The 18,656-nt window shown below is 41.9% G+C and carries 13 protein-coding genes; 6 read left to right on the forward strand and 7 right to left on the reverse strand.

The annotated features are described in order from the left end of the window. Positions 1-10: 10 nt before the first annotated feature. The 3 genes from H7844_10725 to dksA form a co-directional block, all read right to left on the reverse strand. Positions 11-1,336, reverse strand: a complete 1,326-nt coding sequence (locus H7844_10725; protein MEO5357757.1) for a hypothetical protein — start codon at positions 1,334-1,336, stop codon at positions 11-13. A gap of 75 nt (positions 1,337-1,411) precedes the next feature. Continuing rightward, entirely contained in the window at positions 1,412-1,663 is a 252-nt protein-coding gene (locus H7844_10730; protein ID MEO5357758.1) for a hypothetical protein, read from the reverse strand. A 109-nt stretch (positions 1,664-1,772) separates the two neighbouring features. Further along, positions 1,773-2,195 carry an RNA polymerase-binding protein DksA gene (gene dksA / locus H7844_10735; GenBank protein MEO5357759.1) on the reverse strand — a complete coding sequence of 141 codons (423 nt, stop codon included), beginning with the start codon at positions 2,193-2,195 and terminating at the stop codon, positions 1,773-1,775. A 162-nt stretch (positions 2,196-2,357) separates the two neighbouring features. Between dksA and dcd the strand changes: the two genes are divergently transcribed. From dcd to H7844_10755, 4 genes are all read left to right on the forward strand, one after another. Beyond that, the gene (gene dcd / locus H7844_10740; GenBank protein MEO5357760.1) at positions 2,358-2,909 is read left to right on the forward strand and encodes a dCTP deaminase; all 552 of its coding nucleotides are present in this window, start codon (positions 2,358-2,360) and stop codon (positions 2,907-2,909) included. A gap of 44 nt (positions 2,910-2,953) precedes the next feature. After that, positions 2,954-4,453, forward strand: a complete 1,500-nt coding sequence (locus H7844_10745) for an anthranilate synthase component I family protein (GenBank protein ID MEO5357761.1) — start codon at positions 2,954-2,956, stop codon at positions 4,451-4,453. A gap of 293 nt (positions 4,454-4,746) precedes the next feature. Then, positions 4,747-6,381: a methyl-accepting chemotaxis protein gene (locus tag H7844_10750; GenBank protein MEO5357762.1), complete on the forward strand. Its 1,635-nt coding sequence runs from the start codon at positions 4,747-4,749 to the stop codon at positions 6,379-6,381. A 238-nt stretch (positions 6,382-6,619) separates the two neighbouring features. Continuing rightward, positions 6,620-8,011, forward strand: a complete 1,392-nt coding sequence (locus H7844_10755; GenBank protein ID MEO5357763.1) for a hypothetical protein — start codon at positions 6,620-6,622, stop codon at positions 8,009-8,011. 108 nt (positions 8,012-8,119) lie between these two features. Here the strand turns inward: H7844_10755 and H7844_10760 are convergent, their stop codons facing one another. Beyond that, positions 8,120-8,806, reverse strand: coding sequence for a radical SAM protein (locus H7844_10760; GenBank protein ID MEO5357764.1), 687 nt, complete (start codon positions 8,804-8,806; stop codon positions 8,120-8,122). A 29-nt stretch (positions 8,807-8,835) separates the two neighbouring features. Continuing rightward, complete coding sequence (gene rho / locus H7844_10765) at positions 8,836-10,086, reverse strand: transcription termination factor Rho (protein MEO5357765.1); 1,251 nt, start codon at positions 10,084-10,086, stop codon at positions 8,836-8,838. A 672-nt stretch (positions 10,087-10,758) separates the two neighbouring features. Here rho and H7844_10770 point away from each other — a divergent pair. After that, complete coding sequence (locus tag H7844_10770; protein MEO5357766.1) at positions 10,759-12,330, forward strand: ATP-binding protein; 1,572 nt, start codon at positions 10,759-10,761, stop codon at positions 12,328-12,330. A gap of 47 nt (positions 12,331-12,377) precedes the next feature. On the opposite strand, the gene H7844_10775 is transcribed toward H7844_10770, so the two are convergent. Beyond that, positions 12,378-15,803: an SAM-dependent methyltransferase gene (locus H7844_10775; GenBank protein MEO5357767.1), complete on the reverse strand. Its 3,426-nt coding sequence runs from the start codon at positions 15,801-15,803 to the stop codon at positions 12,378-12,380. Beyond that, positions 15,775-16,065: a hypothetical protein gene (locus H7844_10780; protein MEO5357768.1), complete on the reverse strand. Its 291-nt coding sequence runs from the start codon at positions 16,063-16,065 to the stop codon at positions 15,775-15,777. Before H7844_10780 ends, H7844_10775 begins: the two co-directional genes overlap by 29 nt. 343 nt (positions 16,066-16,408) lie before the next feature. Between H7844_10780 and priA the strand changes: the two genes are divergently transcribed. After that, positions 16,409-18,277 (forward strand): primosomal protein N', encoded by a 1,869-nt coding sequence (priA, locus tag H7844_10785; GenBank protein MEO5357769.1) that lies wholly within the window; start codon positions 16,409-16,411, stop codon positions 18,275-18,277. The last annotated feature ends 379 nt before the right edge of the window (positions 18,278-18,656 follow it).

The following is an 18,656-nucleotide window of genomic DNA, read 5'->3' on the forward strand; positions in this document are numbered from 1 at the left end:
AGAGAGCTAATCATTGCTGCTGTGGTTGCACCACAGGAATTTCACGCACAAGCGCTACAGTGTCTATAAAAAACATAATGTTTGAAACTCTCAGGCTCCGGCTGAAATCATACAGTGAGTTGAAATCCAGGGATGTGTTTCTCAGCAGAACTTTGTCATTTATCGTGTCTGTTAAAAACATATATCCCACAGAGTCTCTTACTGAGCTAAACCCTGAATAATAAAACAAAAAGGAGTCCTTTTTTGCAGCCTTTTGTTTAATATCGGCAAGATTTTCATAAATCCATCCTATTGTGGCATTGTCATCAATAAAGACAAAGCTGACGGTATTTTTACAGAGACTTGATATAATGTTTTGAAAATCCAGTGCATCACTTTTAGAAAATGTATTTACCATAGAGTTGTCCATTTTATATTTTTGCACACCGATAAAAACTCCGTAAAGCGTGCCACCGTCAGCTGGACACAAAGGAAAATCAACACCTTCAAAAAGCACATACGGCCTTGTAATCCTGCTCTTTGTATAAACGCCGGCGCCTTCTATTTCACTTGCAGTTTTGCTGATAAGTTCAAGCACTGTTGTAGATTCTTTTTTAAAATTGCTGTACGGTAGAGGCGCTTTTAAGTGTGAAAGGTTCGTTGTGTTGTCATTGTCCTCAGGTGAGAGAACACTTAAAATTCCATACGTAAGTTTTCCGTGTTTCAGCTCCGGATAAAGAGAGGCCGGCTCATCGGGTTGGGTTGCAAATGCCAAAAGGGTTGAATGTAAGCCCTTTACCTCTGCCGTCTCATCATCCAAATCAACCCCCAGGTCCTCAACCGATACCGTCTGTACCGGAGTTTTTGAAGAATTGTCACGTTTTACATCTGTGGCATTATCAAGGGTTTTTATCGTGATTCTTGTAATATTATCATGGGTGGCAACTACAGTTTTTGTAACATTGTCATGAAGTCTTAGCTGTGTCCTTGTGACATTGTCATGGGGTTTTACAGTTAGTTTTGTAGTGTTATCGCCGGTGCTTATCTTAGTAACGTTGTCCTGAGGTTTAATTTGAATCCTTGTAATGTTGTCCTGAAGTTTTACAGCTGTTTTAGCAGCGTTGTCTGCAAGCGTCTTTGTGGTATTATCCTCTGGTTTAACAGTGATTTTATTGGTGGTACCCTGGGGATTAACCTTAGATGTTTTATTATCAAGCTGCTTTTCAGCCTGTTTTTCGATCTCTTCAATCTCTTTTTGGCTGTAAGTTTTTTTTTGCTTTTCAGCTTCCGATATTCCGGTAAAAAAACAACAACTAAGCATTAAAACAAACAGATATACACTGCCCTTATACAGCATACAACTAGACTCCTTTTAATAAGTGTTCTATTTGTTTTTCCCGGCAATGCAGACCGCATCCGCAGTTTTCTAACATCAGCCACAACCCTCTTTGCTAAGCAGAATAAATTCCACACCTTCTAAATGAAAAGAAATTAACCGGCCATCGGTATCGTAAATACAATCAACTATATCTTCAGATAAAAAATCATTAATACGGGAATCAAAAACCTTTCTGCTAAGAACAATAAGCACTACCTGCTCAGGCGTGGCCTTACTCACTACAAACCTGAGTCCATACTTAACCTTCATAAGGCGAAGAGATTTACTGAAGCCTTGCTGTTTCATTCCAAAAAAGCCAAACTACGATATCTGACAGACCACAGCCTTTAACAAAAATGACGGTTTAGATTACTGTCAAAAGGCAACAGACACATGGAAGAAAGATCAATAAAGACTAATCTTCCCTCATTTTCTCCTCTTCCTCCTGCTCTACCTTGCAATCAATACAGAGGCTTGTGACCGGCCTTGCCTCAAGTCTCTTTATTCCGATTTCCTGACCGCAAGTCTCACAGAAGCCGTACTTACCACCTTCAATATCCTCAAGGGACCGGTCTATCTTTTTTAATAGTTTTCGCTCTCGCTCTCTGAGCCTGAGCATAAAGTTTCTGTCTATCTCAGCACTTGCCTGATCTCCTAGGTCAGGAAAAGTTAAGGTATCCGGCACATTATTTATGGCAGCCTCAGCCTCAGACATTAACTGTGACTTCATGTTAACAAGCTTTGTTTTTATCCTGAGAATTTCCTCTTGTCTTTTAGACTTCTTCTTAAGTTCTTCTCTGGTCAGCTTCTTTGTTTCTGCGCTATTAAGAGTTTCCACGAATCGTCTCTCCATCGTATTGGAATTTACTTCTAAGCATAACAGAGTATAATATTTTTAGTCAAGCGGCTATGAAAAATTCCTTGTTGTATGATTTATGTGAAATTATTTATAATCCAACTGCACATATAAACAATAAAGCCACAGGGAAAAAAGGGGAAGCTGATGATTAAAAATGACAGATGGATAAAAGAGATGGCTAAAAACGGCATGATTACACCGTATAGTGACGAGCAGGTAAGTAAAGGGGTAATTTCCTTCGGTGTAAGCTCATACGGTTATGACATGCGAATAGCCCGTGAGTTTAAGATATTTACAAATATAAACAGCACTGTGGTGGATCCCAAATCGTTTGACACCAAGAGTTTTGTGGACTTTGAGGGTGATATTTGTGTAGTGCCGCCAAACTCATTTGCCCTTGGCTCATCCGTGGAGTATATGAAAATACCGCGGGATGTGCTTGTCATCTGCCTGGGTAAGTCAACGTATGCGCGCTGCGGCATTGTGGTAAACGTAACGCCGCTTGAGCCTGAATGGGAAGGACACGTTACAATTGAGATATCTAATACTACCCCGCTGCCGGCTAAAATCTATGCTAACGAGGGGATTGCCCAATTGCTTTTTCTGGGTGCCGCCGAGCCTTGTGAAATCTCTTACAAAGACAAAACCGGGAAATATCAGTCGCAGAAGGGCATCACCCTTCCTAAGATCTGAAGGGGGCTGTTAATCCCTGTGGAGATTGCCCTGCTGTGGTGGTAATGCCGGATAAGAGGGCCTTTTTAGATATTGCTGAGAAGGGCCGTATCCCTCCGCTTTACAAAGAGGTTCCCTATAAGAGGCCTGCCGCTTATTACGCCGGAGCCGGTGGTAAGAACTCCTTTCTTTTAGAAAGCGTAAAGGGAAACTTTAATATTGCGCGGTACTCTTATGCAGGATTTGCCCCATACTTAATTGTGATATACAAGGATTCCACTCTTTATGTTGAATCAGATGAGGGTGTTGCCATATCCTTTAAAAATCCGTTAAATCGCCTGAGGGAACTTATTGAAGCCTATCCGCAGCACCATAACCCTGAATTGCCGCCGTTTCAGGGAGGTGCCTGTGGAATGTTTAGTTATGATTTTGTAAGATATCTTGAAAAAATTCCAAAAACCGCCACAGATGATTTAAAAATCCCTGATGCTCATTTCTTTATGGTTGACAGGGTGCTGTCGTTTGACCATAAGGAGAGAAAAGCGTGGTTTGTTCTCTGTCCGGGGGTGAGAGAGTATAAATTTGGTTTTAACACTCTTGATGTTGACCCGGGTGTTCTGTACGATAAGTCTGAGGAGGAAGTGGAACGCTTCTGTTGCAGCGGCGCAATCAAAGATGTGCCTGATGAGCCTGAAATCATAGCTTATAGAGGGGCTAAACCCGAAATCTTAACCTCCACAGATGCTAAAAAGCTGTATATGGATATGGTTAAACGAACTCTGGAATACATCAAAGCCGGGGATATTTTTCAAGCTAACCTCTCACAGAGGATTTCTACCAGAATTAATGACGTTGACTCATGGCAGATATATTTGAAACTATCTGCAATTAATCCGTCCCCTTTTGCTTGTTATTATGATTTTGATAAGTATTCGATAGTTAGTTCATCACCGGAGCGGCTTGTCAGGGTAAGCCTCTCAGACGGTATAAATCCGGCAATAACAGACACAAGGCCGATAGCCGGCACAAGGCCCAGGGGCAGGGACTTCCCTGAAGATGAAAAACTCAAAGCTGAACTTTTGCTTAATGAAAAAGAGCGTGCAGAGCACATTATGCTTATAGATCTGGAAAGAAACGACATCGGACGGGTCTGCTCATATGGAAGCGTAAAAGTGGATGAAATGATGATAACCGAGACGTACTCCCACGTAATTCACATCGTATCAAATGTAACCGGAACACTGATGGCCGGTAAGGACTGTTTTGACGTGATACGGGCGGTATTTCCGGGAGGGACGATTACCGGAGTGCCCAAGGTACGGTGCATGGAAATAATTGATGAACTGGAACCCGTGCTGCGAGGCCCCTACACAGGCTCATGTGGTTACATCGGCTATGGCAAGAATATGGATTTAAATATAATCATCAGAACATTTGTAGTTAAAGACGGCTTTGCCCATCTTCAGGCCGGGGCAGGAATTGTGGCTGATTCAGTGCCGGAGAGAGAGTACTTTGAAACCCTTAAAAAAGCCGAGGCTCTTCTTTTGACTATCCGGTCAATATAAAACGCCTGTTATTCCAATTCCAATAGCAAGTTGCATTCAATCGTCTAACTTCATTGGCGTGCGTCAAAAGCTCAGGGGAGGTGTCGCTTTCTCCCAGCCGCCTGCGTTTACTTCTGACTGCAGGTTGGTATTAGGGATCGTCTTGACATTTGCTTTTTTTATATAAATCTGCTATATTTGATTGCTTTTTTTATGGAGGATGTGTTGAGATATCGAAAGACGAATCATGCAGGCGTTTGATTTAGGCTAAATCGTGAAACTAAATAAACATAAGATATGTTCGGGAGGTTATAATGCGTGGTTTTTTTGAGAATCTAAAGGTTAAAACAAAGTTAATACTGGCTTTATTGCTGTGCGTAACAGGCATTATCTCAGTGATAGTAATCTCCTTAGGTGTGCTTAGAACGTCGCTTGAAGATGAAAAAAAGATTAAACAAAAACATGTGGTTGAAACAGCGCACAGCCTGCTGGATTATTACTATAAACAGGCTAAAGAAGGCAAAATAACAGAGGATGAGGCAAAAAAAACCGCAATGGTTATGGTTAAAGCTCTTCGGTATGAGGAAAAGGAATATTTCTGGATAAATGACATGCACCCTAAAATGATTATGCACCCCTACAAGCCGGAACTTGACGGAAAGGACCTTTCAGATTTTAAGGACCCAAAGGGAACAAAGCTATTTGTTGAATTCGTTGAAACAGTAAAAAAGAACAAGGCCGGGTATGTGGCATATATATGGAGTAAACCGAATTCGACAGTTTTAGCGCCGAAGATTTCGTATGTAAAAGGATTTGAACCCTGGGGCTGGATAATCGGCTCAGGAGTTTATATTGACGATATAAATGAAAAGTTTTGGGCGGAGGCTAGGGCATTAACAATTGTGTTGGTAATAATCGTCCTGATAACAGGCGTCGTATTTTGGCAAATTATAAGAAACATAACAGGGAAGCTTTTCAGGATAACAACTACGGTGGAGGATATAGCCGACGGCAGACTTTTTATTAATGAAGGAGTTCATCATGGCAGTGATGAGCTGGGGTGTTTATCATCGGATGTAAGCAAGATGACGATGTCACTAAGGACGGTGGTAGGTGAAGTGATTGAATCGGCAAATAATGTGGTTTCGGCGGTTGAGACTGTAAAGGGGATAGCACAGAGGATGATAGAGGGGACTAAGAGCCAATCGTTACAGGCTGCTCAGATAGCAACTGCGGCTGAGGAGATGAGTCAAACCATATCTAATATTTCCAGAAATGCGGCAACCACGTCTCAGACAACCCAGGAGGCAATGAAAATAGCCGGTGATGGCAACACAATATCGAGGGCGGCCATAGAGACTATAGATAAGGTCTATACTTCAACAAAAGATTTGGCCGGGATGGTTGAGAAACTAAACACCAGGTCATCAGAAATTGGAGACATTGTAACGGTAATTAAAGAAATAGCAGATCAGACAAATCTGTTGGCACTAAATGCTGCAATAGAGGCAGCCAGGGCAGGGGAGCACGGCAGGGGGTTTGCGGTTGTTGCCGATGAGGTCAGAAAGCTTGCCGAGCGAACAATAAAGGCAACGGTTGAGATAACCGACAGGATAACTGCAGTGCAAAGTGAGGCACAGGAGACAACCAAATCAATGGATGAGTCATCGCAAAAGGTAAACGAGGCGATCATGTATATAAAACAGGTTGGTGAGTTCTTAAACACTATCGAGGAAGTTGTTAAAAAAGGAAGTGATGAGATAGTTCATATAGCTACTGCCATAGACCAGCAGTCGGCAGCTTCTGAGGAGGTAACTGAAAACATCGAAAGAACATCTATAATAGCAAGGGAAATAGAGAGCGCCTCGGCAGACGTTTTAAACGAAGCTAATGATCTTGCCCGGGTTGCACACCACCTTAAAGATTCAATTTCAGGATTCAGGCTTTAAGAAACTTAGTATAACGTTAACTACTTATGCAGTTAACTCCAGCAGATAGTTTTCTGTCATCTGGAGATGTATAGAAGAGACTGGATTGTCGCTCTGCATGGGGTTGCTAACCCCCGGGCAATGACAAAGGAGGGGAATTTCTTTATTCTGTCATCCCAAGCGAAAGCCGGAATCCAGTTCTTTGTTAACGGAGATAACTGCAAAGGTAATTAACGTTAACTTTGTGTAGAGGATGGCAATGTGTGTTTTTAACCAAAAAAAACATTATTGTTTAACAATTTTGACAATACTTTTAATATCGTTATTAAATGGTTGTGATGGCGGCACAGACAGTGCCGCCTCATACCAAAGTTTAACAGGCAACAGCGCAATCACGCTTGGGGGCGACTCTGATGACGCCGCCTTCACTATAGCAAAAACATCTGATGACGGTTTTATCGTTGGAGGATACACCATGTCTTCCGGTCAGGGCAACAGGGATATGCTGATTGTTAAGATGAATAAGCTGTATTCAGTTTATTGGCAATATACCTATGGTGGAGCGGATATCGACAATGTCCAGTCAATAAAGCAATCTACGGACGGCGGTTATATTGCAGCCGGTTATACGCAGTCATTTGGCGCAGGGGAATATGATATGTGGATACTGAAGCTGGACTCCGAGGGGTTAATCTCATGGCAATATACATATGGAGGCGTTGGCACGGAATATGCCAAATCAGTGGAGCAAACTACCGATGGGGGATACATTGTGCTTGGCTACACAAGGTCTTTCAGTGCAGGAGCAGATGATATCTGGGTACTTAAACTTAACTCAGACGGCTCGATAAAGTGGCAAAACACCTACGGCACATCGTCGTATGTGGAAAACTCGTATTGCATAAAACAAACAACTGACGGCGGGTATGTTATTACCGGAAACAGAGTTGGTACAGGTGATGGAGCTTCCGATATTTTGTTTGTTAGGTTAGATTCCACCGGCAACATAAACTGGTCTAAAACTTATGGCAAGGGAAAGCAGTCTTTTTCTTTTTCGGCACAGGAAACAACTGACGGCGGTTACATTGTTTCAGGGTATTCAGACGCTTTCGGTGCGGAAGGCATGGATGTATGGGTGTTTAAACTAACCGGCGGCGGAGTTATAGAATGGCAGAAAGTATATGGCGGAGCAGGCAATGATTACGCATACTCAATTATACAAACCACAGACGGGGGCTATCTTGTATCCGGCAGCACCGAGTCTTTCGGCTCTGGAGGATATGACATGTGGGTTGTGAAACTAAAAAGTGACGGCACCGTTCAATGGCAAAACGCTTATGGTGGCGGCAGTGATGATTATGCCGGTTCTTACTCAATTGCTCAAACTTCCGACGGTGGATTTTTAATCGCCGGAAATACTAACTCTTATGGAGCGGGTGGTGCTGATTTCTGGATTGTTAAACTTGGCTCAGACGGCTCATCCGGTTTATTTACAACTCAGACACAGGCAGCTGTCTCAGATACCGGTATAACAGGAAAAGATATATTATTAACACAAACCGTCACAACTGTTACACCAGCCTCTGTAAGCGTATCCCCTGTTAAAAGCGCTGTAAAAATCGGAGGACAAAAAACTAATACTAAGCTTTAGGGGAGAGTACGTCCCGGAGCTTTTGACGCATGCCGACAAAGTTAATCGAATGAATGCAACTTGGTATAATCCGTAAAGGAGCATCAGCCTCTGTGATGTGAAACAGAGCTATCTGCCCCTGGTATCTCCTGAAAATATAAATTTGTGTAACTGTACGTTTAACCTTACAGAAAGTGCATCCCTGAGCATCCATAAGGCAAGTGTTTCATTGGATAGACAAGATGTGTCGGCACTAAAGAGAATGTGGCATTTTTGCAGCAGTCCGTAAGTCTTTATTAAATTCAACGCCCAACGGTAATCGCTCTCATTTGACAGAACAAATTTAATTTCATCAAAGGGTTCAAGCAAGGCGAAATTTGAAAAATCATTGTGTTTGGACATTTCACTTGACGGGGTTTTGACATCCATGATTACCGTAACCGGTTTACCGGTTCTGCTGCCGAGTGTTTTGAGGCTTATTGAGCCGTTTGTCTCAATTAAAACGGTAAAACCGGCCTCAGTCAGGGCTTCTGTAACAAGAAATGTGTTTTGTTGTAAAAGCGGCTCTCCGCCTGTTATCTCAACAAGTTTAATACCAAATGTCTGAACCTTTGCAACAACCTCCGCTATTGTAAGCTCATATCCCTCACTGTAGGCATAGACAGTATCACAGTATCTGCAGCGAAGATTGCATCCGGTAAGGCGAACGAAAACACACGGAACTCCAGCATAAGATGACTCACCCTGAATACTTGAGAAAATCTCACATACTTTCAAAAGGGCCTTAGTGTCCTTTACAATAACCACCTCCGCCACATGTCCACAGGTACCGTCTTCAGGGCAATCTATTTGTTCATCATGTCAAGAAAATCTTTATTTGTCTTTGTGTTTCTGAGCTTAGTCAGTAAAAACTCCATACTTTCAACACTGCTAAGGGGGGTAAGAACCTTGCGTAGCACCCACATCTTATTTAACACATCTTTAGTCACAAGCAGCTCCTCTTTTCTTGTGCCGGAGGTATTAATATCAATGCTTGGGAATATGCGTTTATCAACCAATTTCCTGTCAAGGTGGAGTTCCATGTTGCCGGTACCCTTAAACTCCTCAAATATTACATCATCCATCCTGCTTCCGGTATCAACCAAAGCGGTAGCCAGGATAGTAAGACTTCCACCGTGCTCGATGTTTCGTGCAGTGCCGAAAAATCTCTTGGGTTTTTGCAGGGCGTTGGCGTCAAGACCGCCGGAGAGAACCTTACCGCTTGCCGGTACAACGGCATTGTAAGCACGTGCCAATCTGGTAATGCTGTCAAGGAGGATTACCACGTCCTTTTTACACTCTACCTGCCGTTTTGCCCGGTTTATCACCATCTCCGCCACCTGACAGTGCCGGTGAGGCGGCTCGTCAAACGTAGAGCTTATTATCTCCGCCTGGCTTACCACACGTTTCCAGTCGGTAACCTCCTCAGGGCGCTCATCTATCAGCAAAATTATAAGATGAACCTCTTTGTGGTTTATCTTGATAGCCTTCGCTATTGACTGCAACAGCATGGTCTTACCGGTGCGCGGGGCCGCTACTATCAGTCCCCTTTGCCCTTTACCTGTTGGTGTTATCAGCTCCATTACCCTCGTGGCATAGTCGGTTGGGTCATAATCCAGATTTAAACGTTCAGTTGGGTAGTAGGGAAGAAGGTTATCAAAAAGCGGCCTGTTTATGTTTGCCTCAGGAGACTGGTGATTAATTGCTTCTACCTTAAGGAGGGCAAAGTAGCGCTCGTTTTCCTTTGGAGGGCGCACCTGCCCCGAGATCATCTCGCCTGTCCTGAGGTTAAACCTTCTGATTTGTGAAGGCGAGACGTATATGTCGTCAGGACCCGGTAAATAACTGTAATCTGGAGACCTCAGAAAACCAAAGCCATCGGCAAGTATCTCTAAAACCCCTTCGGCAAAAAGATTGCCGGTCTTTTCCGCCTGCGCCTGAAGTATTGAAAAAATCAGGTCCTGTTTTCTCATGCTTGTGGCGCCCTCTACATTTAGCTCCTCAGCAAGTACTGTTAACTCAGCAATTTCTTTTTCTTGCAGCTCGGTTATCGCAATGTTACTCATAACTACACTCCTTTTTATTTACAGCCGCATTTCCTAACACCCGCCGGCCGGCTTGTACCATTTTTTCAGGGATTATTTCAGACTCTGTTCTAATCTTTCCGGGCAATTAATAACTAACTTGTTATATAATGCGGGAACACCTGACTCTACTAAACTAATTATAATAAAAAACTTATATTTATTTCAACATCTGATTTGTTACAGTTATTGTTGTTCTACCTCCTTTGGCCTGTGTAACCCAGGGTAAGGTCAATTAATATTAAACTCAGCAGGCACACACCTGACGTTATTTATTATCAACAAAATCCATTTAATTAATTAAATTAAAAATACCTCTGTCATTGCGGCACATTTTCTCTGTGTTACACTTTCATTACATTAACATTTAAGCCGGCACCCCTTGCCCTTTACAACACTGCCTCCCCGAGAGCCTGGTTATTCCGGAGGACAACACGTCGGTGAATTTTACAACTCATACACGCTATTGTTTGCTACCATGTCCTTATACGTTAATATACGAAAAAAATTTTGTCAATAGAAATTTTTTTTATTTTTAAAATTTACTCATTTTGTGTACAATACGATAGTGTCAGGACTGACAATATTTTTTTCAAACAGATAAGGATAAGCAATTTTAACTGCCTAAAGGCTATGCTAAATATAGTGAGCAGAACATTAAGCCGTAAGATAACACTGTCAATAACAGTGTTGTTGATAATGGGCGGTATTATGTTTTGGTACAAGTTTACTAATAAGGCCAATACTGAACTGTATAATAAAGCCATAGATGACGGTTTTTACTATCTTGAGGCTGTACGGGCAGCGATAACCATAGATACAGAGGGCAGGCACCATGAGACCATTACAAGAGCAACCAATATGCTTGCCGGCACACGAGGGGTCCCTGCAATTCGTGTATTGGACCACAAGGGCAACATAAAGTTCTCTTCCGACAAAAACGAGCTTAACAACACAATAGCCGCTAATTCATCCATGTGCAATGAATGCCATACACTTAACTCTTCCGGTAACTATAAGTTAAAAGACATAACTAAAAACCGCTTTGTAACAGAAGAGGGCGGCAAGCACACACTAAGAGCGTTTCTGCCGATAAAAAACGAGCAAACCTGCATGACGGCACAGTGCCACAGCCACGATGGAAAGGCCACAATAAACGGCATAGTGGATGTTAAAATAGATATCTCTCCGGTTTTACAAAAAATCAGGGAAAACAATACAGACGTTGCCTTTATGGGTATTTTTTTCATAGCCCTGACAATTACAACACTTCATCTGTTGGTCTCTAAATTTGTGGTAAAACCGGTAGCTCTTGTCCGTGAGGGGATAAAAATGGTTAGAAGCGGGTACTTCGGCCACACTCTTGACTTCCAGAGTGGAGATGAAATCGGCTCGCTCAGTGGCTCTTTTAATGAAATGACGCGCAGTCTTCAGGACAACAGAGATGACTTTGAGGAGAAAACCCGTGCTCTGTCGGGCATAATGGAACAGAAGGCGAAGGAGATGAGGAGATTTCAGGAGCAATATGTGCACACAGAGAAGCTTGCCTCATTGGGCCGTATGGCGGCAAGTGTGGCACATGAGCTTAACAGCCCTCTTACCGGCATTATAGTTTTTGCCCAGTTGCTGCATAAACGCATACCTGAGGATAAAAAGCTCGACAGAGAGGACCTCAAGGTCATAATAGAACAGGCTGAGAAGTGTTCAAATATGATAGCCGTACTTCTGGGCTATTCACGGACAATACCGTCGGAAAAACTCGATATGGACGTCACAAGGGCTCTTGAAAATGCCCTTAATATACTTCAAAGCCAATCCAAATTCTATAACATTACAATAGAAAGGCAGCTTGCACCGGAGCTTCCCCGCCTGCCCGGAGATCAGTCACAGCTTGAGCAGGTGTTTATTAATCTGCTGATTAACGCCAACGATGCAATGAACAGTTTGGGAACAATATCCATAAGGACACACCGGATTGCAGAGGACTCAAGGGAATATGTAGAAATAGAGGTAACGGACTCAGGCCCCGGCATCTCTGCTGAGAATATGGATAAAATATTTGAACCCTTTTTTACAACCAAACCTGAGGGAAAGGGTACCGGTCTTGGCCTTGCCGTTACAAAGGGAATAGTAGAAAAACTCGGAGGCCGAATATTTGTCAAACAACAGCCATCTCACGGAGCAAGCTTTATTATAAAACTCCCCATCCCCGGCTAACACGCTATCTATAATGTTTTAACTATCAGCCGGTAACTTCTCTAATGTTATACATCAGGCAGTCCGAGTTCATCAAATACACGGCTTACCAGTGTATCAGCCAGTTTATGGTCGTGGGTTCTGTTAAAATATGCGCTAAATAGTTTTTCCTTAATATCTCTCAGGTACAGCTCATAGTTGGTTACGGCGGTTACTATTACATTTACATCTTTTGGAATTCTTATAACATATGAATGCGGACTCCTGCTATAGACAATCAGCTTTGCCTCAGACATACTTCCTGCATTATATTTAAAACCCTCTTCTGTAATAACTTCCTGTTGTCCTAAGAAATATGAACCTAATTTTAATTTTTCAGCAGGTACGGAAATCTCGTTTGAATCCTTCAGGTACTTTGAATCAATAAATTCTTCAGGAAATTGCCTTATTCCCTCAGGGATTATCTCTTCGAATATCTGTTCAAACAACTTATCAATATCTCTTTGAGTTTTTATATTTTTTGTTTTTTTACGGGATTTGGCCAGATCGATTCGTTCTTTAACCATTGTTGTTATTCCTTCATATAGAGGTTTCAGGAATTTTTCAGGGTCAAGCCCCAATGCTTCAAGAACTGCGCTGTCAAGTGCCTGCCTGTCTTTGAGTTTAACCTCCTCAAATATGGACTTTATCGGACGTGTGAGGAGTTTGTCGAAAGCCTTTAGTATTTTTGCGGTGTAAGAAGCCGAAACAGATGGGATAAACAATTCCTCAAACTCATATACTGTCAAATCAAGGGCACCATCTCCGAGCATAGTTCTTCCCGTTACCTCTATAAACAAGGCAGTTACAGTACAATTTAACAGTGCTGACAATAAAGTTTTATCAGATATTGCCTTTATTTCATATAAACGTTTATCTGCTAAAAAAGAACCCTCATTTAACGGCATCAGAAATCTGATATTCCAGTGTTCTTGTACAAAAATATCCCATGGCTCACGCTGGGCAACATCATACCAAAGTTTTCTGTTTTTTACAGATTGTATGTCAGGATATGAAATGCCTGCCTTTGTTTTAAGTTTTTCTCCATGCCTGATATATTTCAATGCACTTGTACCCCTTAATATTTTCTTTTCCTTATTACAAGCAAAGAGAAAAAGATTTATTTTCTGTGAGTTATCTATAGTAATCCTGTCAAGTTCTTTAAATGATTTTATCACCGGAACTAAAAACTCCTCTTCTATACCCCAATGTCTTATCTTCTTATCATCAAGATAGAAAAACTCGTTAATCCCTGTCGTAAACCCTCTTCTAACCAGAGCCAACTCCTTTAATGGAACAAACTGTTCTTTGCAAATCTCCAATATCTTAAAGTATATCTCCGGCGCTCGCAGGTACTTGCCCCACTTTACAGTTTTACCGGAGTCCTCAATCTGCTCAAGCAGCTCTCCTTGCTTCAAAACATTTATTCTGAAATTGTCATTTTCATAGCTTACACGGCCTTGTAAGTTGTTCACAATAGTTTCATTTACAAGATTGTAGTGTTCTGAGCCTGATGTCTCTATTGAATGAGTCAACTTGTAAAGCTGAAACCATCGCTCCATCGGTAGTTTTATATCCATAGGAATAAGTTCTTTAAGTCTTTTCTTTATTTTTACAAATTTTACATTGTTTTCATTCCTTTGCCTCAGGTCTTTGCAAAGCTCCAGTATTATGAAAACTGTGTTTACGGCGGCATCCTCAAACCAAGCCTCACAGCGGGACTCAATCACGGCTACTATCTTAAATTTTTTAAGAAAGAACTTTTGCAGTTCATACCCATAGGCCACATCAAGCCATGAGTTTGAGGTTACTATTCCCATCCTTCCGCCTTCTTTGAGCAGTCTTGCAGCGTGAAAAAAAAGATACGCATAAATATCAGCCTGCCCGGAGAGTCTCGTGCCACCATTATTAAAAAGCTCGGGATAATCGGCTCTCCAGTCTGCAATGAGAATCTTTTCGATATCGCTTTTATAGCCCTTAATGCGTCTCTCGATAAGTTCCTGCCGTATGTAAGGAAAATTACCGACAATTGTGTCAAATTGTGGGATTGTCTCATTAATCATAAAATCGGAGCCGGCTGTCAGCTTTGGCGGTGGAAATTTGAAAGTATCACCGGTTTTTACTTCAAAGAAATCCTTAGACAGTATCCTTGGGAAGTTGGCATAGTCTTCTATGTTTTGCCGATAAAGGTTGATTGTAGCCAATTCGGCAGGGAAATGAGCGATATCAAATCCCCATATTCTGGAAATCAGTTCTTTATGGTTTTTAGCGCCTGCCTGCCTCAATTTGTCATAGGCCCTGATTAGAAAAGTACCGGTTCCGCAGGTTGGGTCTAAAACCTTGTCCGATGCAGTTTGAACACAAAAAGAAATTATTAAATCTACAAGCTCTTCATTTGTAAAGTATTGCCCCAAAATATGTCTTTCTTGCGGTGGTATTAATTTCTCAAAAACATTTCCTATAACGTCTTGCGGCATATTAGAAAAGTTGTATCTGTTAAGGTTATCGAGAAGCTTTAGAAGTGGAGCAACAGCTTTTTCAGGAAAAGGTACTCTGTCAGGGAAATCATCTTCAAATATGGCCTGGTAGTCTATGTGCCGGGCTATTTGAAAATATTCTCTTATTTTTTCATCTATACTTGTAGGGCTTATGCTGGTTAAATCAAATTTGGGAATATCTGTGCGAAAGCGTCTGAGGGTCAGATAAAACAAGATTTTACCCAAAAGCCTGTAAATAATCTGTCTTGAGATGGTTTCAAAAAAAACATCTCCGGCATCGTAAGAAGCTATTCCCTGTTTTACCGCCCAATCAAAAAGGCCATTTTTAAATTGAGAGTTTTTACCTATTTCTGTTATCAGTGATTCATGTACAGAGGGCCAAAGAGTCTTTACCGCCCCGGAAAGCTCGTGAACAAAAAATGTGGCGTCAACATCACTTAAATAAAGGTGTCCTTCCCTGTAAAGAGTGGAGAGATCGTTTAATATTTCTTTAGTTTTTGCCTTCAGTAGTTCCCGTTTGGATACAACCCACAGGTCATCAGAAGTTGTTACCTGAGAAACCGGTTCATATGTCTTTAACCTGTGGACTCTTGACACTGCCTCCAGAGAGTAGGGAGTTCTCCAGATAACGGCATTTGCCATATTCCACGTTACAAAATAATCGGCACACATAGAACGTGCCTTTTCTGCAGCATTGTTAAGAAGCTCGTCGTCATCAACCGCTGTTGCCGGAGTTTTTAACTCCCAACCGCAAAACCCCTCATTAGCCTGCCTGTTTAACCATATCTGAATATCGGGAAATCTTGTTTTATCTTTTGATACCTTTACAGATGTCTCGGATGTTGCCACCTCAAATGCATGTGTACTATCTTTTAAAAACTCATTCAGCCACGATGTTACCTGAGACGTAAACTCTCTTTCGTTAGACTTAATATCTGTCATTGATTTCGTTTTCATGTCTATCGGAAATTTTCATCTCGATGGCAAATTTAAAAGAATCACCCTCTTTATGCCAAAAAAGATCCCTGTAATTTGGAGTTCTTTCTCTTACGGCAGATTCCAGTCCATTTTTGACGACAATGTCTCCATGAAATGAAATTATGTCAAGAAAGGTTGATTTTCCACCGGCCTTTGGACCTGCCAAAATATGAAAGTTGGCAATATCTTTTTTGATATACCCTAAACATCTGTAACGCAATGATTCAGCTAAACAAATCATCTAAACATCCTGGTTTTTAGAATTTTATGTTTAAATATATTTCTCATTTTAGGTAAATTCACTAATTACAATAGCATAAAAACAAACTGTGCTTTATCCAAACTAAGAAATCTCGTTTTATGTTATACCAAGTTGCAGTCAGAAGTAAACGCAGGCGGTTGGGAGAAAGCGGCACCTCCCCTCATAGGGGAAGGGAGACGTCAAGAAGCCTGTGACGAAGCCAACGAAGTTAGACGATTGAATGCAACTTGGTATTAATCCCCACATTCATACAAAACCTGTTATTATAGAGTATGTCGGCACAGTGGTATGAGAGTTCGGAGTTGGTGGGTAAAATCCCGGAATGAAACTTATAGACGTCATCTTTCCGTTTAACCTGCACCCGCTTGCTTACATCTGCCCTGATGAGCTGCTTGAAAAGGCCGTACCGGGAATGGCTGTTGCCGCCCCCATTCGCAATAAAATAAAAACAGGAATTATCCTGCGGGACTCTAACTATAAAAATGATAAAAACCTTAAATCTATAACCGGTTTAAAAGGCGACAGCCCTACCCTGAGCCCGTCTCACTTAAAACTCATAGAATGGATTAGCAGCTATTACTTTTCAAATATCGGTGTTGTCCTTGCCTCTGTTGTGCCGGATAATCTTTTTTCCGAAAAAAGCTCCAAACGTTCAGGGAAGCCTGAGAAGATACAACAGAGATGTATGCCGCTGGAAATTAAAAACGCTGAGTTGGCGGCAATAACCGAGCTGGTTAAACAGAATTATTTTTCAACAGTTTTGATAAAAGCTCCCGATTTTTTGTATGAGCTGTCATATGCAGTTAAACTTTTGGAGACGGTTCCCTCCGCCATTGTATTATGTCCGGGAAAGACAGATTCAGAAATACTTACCGGTATGGCAAAAAGCGCAGGGGTTTCCAATGTTGTTTGCATCAACAGCGGCTTAACCCAAAAACAACAACGTGACACATTTAAGCAACTTACTGAGGGCACCGCTGCAAGAAAAATTATCGGCACAATGTCAGCTGTACTTTCTCCGCTAAAAAACCCCTCTCTGATTGTTGTTCTTGAGGAGCAAAGCGCTCTTTACAAGCACTTTTCAAGCCCTCATTATAATGCACGGGATGTTGCAATAATGCGCGCACATGTGGAAAACATCCCTGTCATTCTTATGTCTAAAACCCCATCCGGCACATCTTACCATAACGCCGGCACAGGGAAGTACAAATACCTCGAGATTAAAAGTGATACAAGAGTCCCCAATATATCAGTGGTGCAAACACGTCAGACGCTTTCCGACAGAGTCATCTCCACGATAAAGGCTGCAATAAAAAAACAACACAACACTCTTGTTTTTATAAACAGACGCGGGCACTCCATCATTGTGTGTGCCGAGTGTGGCCTTATAGATGAGTGCCCTAAATGCAAGGCTCCACTGGTTATTCATGACAACAGGACCATGCTCTGCCACAGGTGCAGGCATCAGGGAAGGATCAGGGAAATTTGCCCAAGGTGTAAGGGGATGGATTTGAAACAGGCCGGAAGCGGCACTCAGAAAATTGAAGAGTTCATCCTGAAAAACACAGAGGTGCAGCCACTGAGGGTTGATTCCGACATTGCTAAGACTCCAAAAGAACTGGAAAAACTCTTAATCACGGCAGCAAAAACCCCAATAGTCATCGGTACCAAAATACTGCTGAAACGGCTGTTTTTCAGAGGCCACTTTGATCTCATAGTGGTTGCAAACCCCGACGTCTATTTCAGTTTTCCAGACTATCTTGCCTCTGAACGCTTGTATCAGGATATTTCAGCCCTTTCAGAAATGGCAAAAGAAGCCGGCCGTATAATAATTCAAACATCTGTTGTTGATAAAGATATTTACCGCTTTTTGCGGCGTTATGACTACAAGGGCTTCATTATGTCTGAAATTAACAAAAGAAAACAACTGCATTATCCACCCTACAGCAGGTTAGCTAATATTGAGATACATTATAATGAGAGTGTACTGCCGCCGGGCCTTTTTTTATCAGATGAGACGGAAGTGCTTGGACCTATCAAAAAAGAGATTGCCAAAGAAGGCTACAGGCACACTGTGGAGGCCATAGTCAAAGCTAAAGACAGCGGAGCCCTTAGCAGACTGGTGAGTAAGCTCGTTGTTCACAAAAATCTCAGTGTTGATATAGATGTTGACCCTGTTACTAACATCTAATGCCAAGTTGCAGTCATTCGATTAACTTTGTTGGCTTCGTCTAAAGCTCCTTGACGTCTCCTCTAAGCAACCGTGATGTCAAGTAAAATTTTTAAAAAATGGTTCTTTCACTTTTTGAGTGGGTAAAAGAAAGAATAAGCCCCTGTCGCCTCAAAAAAGGTAGCCTTCAGGTAGCTAAAAATGTCAAGGTTTCTTTCAGAAACCTGCTCCACTTTGTTACGCCCTTTCAGGTGACATTTTTTACCTTTCGGCTATGTGAGAATCAGGCGACGGGGAGGGCATGGCGCTTCAGCTCAGAGAAAAGCATTTATTTAACAGATAAAAGAGACCGCAATCCTCATAATCCCGCTCCTGCCGGCAGTTTGACCAAGTGCAAAGA

The organism is Nitrospirae bacterium YQR-1 (assembly GCA_039908095.1).
In the GTDB taxonomy this organism is placed as follows: domain Bacteria; phylum Nitrospirota; class Thermodesulfovibrionia; order Thermodesulfovibrionales; family Magnetobacteriaceae; genus Magnetomonas.